Source organism: Methylibium sp., from assembly GCF_013817345.1.
Taxonomy (GTDB): Bacteria; Pseudomonadota; Gammaproteobacteria; order Burkholderiales; family Burkholderiaceae_C; genus Methylibium.
In genome coordinates, this window is sequence record NZ_JACDCW010000201.1 from 1 (window position 1) to 2,411 (window position 2,411).

Sequence of the window (2,411 nt, forward strand, 5' to 3'; positions counted from 1 at the left end):
GTAAGCGTGCGGTGATCCCGTCTTGACGACGGCCGTACGAGTCAGGTAGTGACGGGCGCTGACTGCCAGCGATGCGGCAGCAGTTCATCGACACGGCTGGCCGGCTGCGTGGGCAGCCGCTCGAGGACGTCCTTCAGGTAAGCGTACGGATCGTGCCCATTGAGCCGTGCTGATTGCACCAGGCTCATCACCGCAGCGGCGCGTTGACCGGCACGCAGTGATCCAGCGAACAGCCAGTTGTTTCGCCCGATGGCAATCGGCCGGATCTGGTTTTCCACCCAATTGTTGTCAGCAGGCAGTTCCCCGTCGTCGATGTATCGTGTCAGCGCCTGCCATCTGCCCAGGCTGTAGTCGATGGCTTTGATCGTGGCCGAGCCTTCGGGCACCTTCTTGCGCTGCTCGGTGAGCCACAGGTGCATCGCATCGGCCACCGGCCGGCTTCGCTCCTGTCGTATTCGTTTTCGGTGGGCGGCATCCAATTCTCGGACCTCGCGCTCGATGTCATACAGCTGTATGAAGAATCTCAGCGCCCGCTCGCCGATGGTGCTTTGGTGATTGGCCCACAGCTCGTGGAACTTGCGCCTTGCGTGCGCCAGGCATCCGGCCTCGGTCACGCCCATCTCGAAGCAGGCCTTGTAGCCGCTGAAGTCATCGCACACCAAGCTGCCGTGCCAGCCGTGTTCGCCGACGCGGCCGGGCAGGCCCAGGAAATCTCTTGCATGTTGGCCGGCTCGGCTGTCGGCGAAGTCAAAGACCACGGCCCTTGTTTCGTTGTAAGTCGTGGTGCAGTAGCTCCACAGGTAGGCCCGGTGGGTCTTGCCATTGCCCGGCTTGAGCATGGCCACCGGCGTCTCATCGGCGTGCAGCACGCTGTGCTTGAGCAGCTCGGCGCGCAGCGCACCCGCCAGCGGCTGCAGCTGCACACCGCATTGCCCCACCCACTGGGCCAGCGTCGAACGCGGCAACGCCAGCCCTGCGCGAGCAAAGATTCCCTCCTGGCGATACAGCGGCAAGTGATCGGCGTACTTGGCCACCAGCACTTGGGCCAGCAGGCCTGCGGTGGGGATGCCCTTGTCGATGATGTGCGCCGGCACGCTCGCCTGCACGAGTGTTTCACATTTCGCACAGACCCACTTGCCGCGGATGTGCCGCTCCACCGTGAACACGCCCGGCTGGTAGTCCAGCTTCTCGGCGATGTCCTGGCCAATGCGCTTTAACTGGCAGCCGCAGGTGCATGTGGTGCTCTCAGGCTCGTGCTGGATCTCCCGGCGCGGCAGACTCTCCGGGAGCGACTGGCGCTTGGGCTTTTGCTGGATGTCCTTGGCTTTGGGCGAGGGTTCTGCTTGCTCGATCTCGGCTGCCAGGGCGGCCAGATCGGTGTCGATGGTTTCCTCCAGCAGGCTCTTTTGTTCGGCGTTGTACGCCTCGGACTGCGCTGCGAACTTCATCCGCTTGAGCACCGCCATCTCGTGGGTAAGCTTGTCGATGAAGGCCTGCTTGAAGGCGATCTCGCGATCCTTGCCAGCCGCCTGCGCGATCAGGGTGCGCACCACCCCGCGCAGTTGCTGCGCGTCAAGTTCGTGGATTTGTGCTTCGTCAATCACAAGGCGTGATGATGCCGACGTGCGCGCGCTCGCGCATCGGCAGTTTCGCCAATTGCGCTGCGCCGCCTACAGCACCGTGATGACGCCCGCTTCGCCGATACGCTGCCAGGGCAGGCCCAGCACGAGGGCGTCTAGCTGCTCGTGGGTCAGGGCCAGTGTGCCTGATGCGTCTTTGGGCCAGACGAACTTGCCCTGGTTCAGCCGCCGCGCAGCCAGCCACACGCCGATGCCGTCGTGCACGAGCACCTTCATCCGGTTGGCCCGTCGGTTGGCGAACAGGTACGCGTGGTGCGGACGGGCCGAACCAAAGACATGAACCACACGGGCCAGTGCCGCTTCGCTGCCCGAGCGCATGTCCAGCGGATCGATGGCAAGCCACACGGCTTCCACCCGGATCACCGCAGCAGCTCGCGCATCCAGGCCGCGCAGTCCGCAGCAGCGGCGACGGGCCAGATGATCGTCATGGTTGCTGCGCCCCGGCGCAGTTCCATGCGGATGTCTGATGGCTCGGCACAAGTCGGTGCAGGCAATGCCACGGGTACGAAGGTGGCACCCGGCAACGCAGCAGCGCCGGCAAGGCGACGCCACTTGTGCACGATGTTGGCGTTGATCCCGTACGACAGCGCCACGCTCGCCACCGACGTGCCGGGCTGCGCACATTCGCTCAGTACCTGCGCCTTGAGCTCGGCGCTATGGCGCCGACGTGTCTTCCTGAACTCTTTCATGGTGTCCACCTAAATTCATTGGTGGACACCATCGTTGCCGCTTACGCGCTCAAACTCAAGAAGGGGTTGGCCAGACGCTTAC

The 2,411-nt window shown here is 64.1% G+C and carries 3 protein-coding genes; all 3 read right to left on the bottom strand.

The genetic code is table 11. The features are described from left to right. Positions 1–41: 41 nt before the first annotated feature. The 3 genes from H0W40_RS19885 to H0W40_RS19895 all read right to left on the bottom strand — a co-directional run bounded on the left by H0W40_RS19885 (position 42) and on the right by H0W40_RS19895 (position 2,329). Positions 42–1,541: an IS66 family transposase gene (locus tag H0W40_RS19885; protein ID WP_292449653.1), complete on the bottom strand. Its 1,500-nt coding sequence runs from the start codon at positions 1,539–1,541 to the stop codon at positions 42–44. A gap of 129 nt (positions 1,542–1,670) precedes the next feature. Beyond that, positions 1,671–1,994, bottom strand: a complete 324-nt coding sequence (gene tnpB, locus H0W40_RS19890) for an IS66 family insertion sequence element accessory protein TnpB (protein WP_292449651.1) — start codon at positions 1,992–1,994, stop codon at positions 1,671–1,673. A gap of 5 nt (positions 1,995–1,999) precedes the next feature. Then, a complete protein-coding gene (locus H0W40_RS19895) occupies positions 2,000–2,329 on the bottom strand; it encodes a transposase (RefSeq protein ID WP_292449655.1) in 330 nt (109 codons plus the stop codon). Positions 2,330–2,411 lie beyond the last annotated feature (82 nt).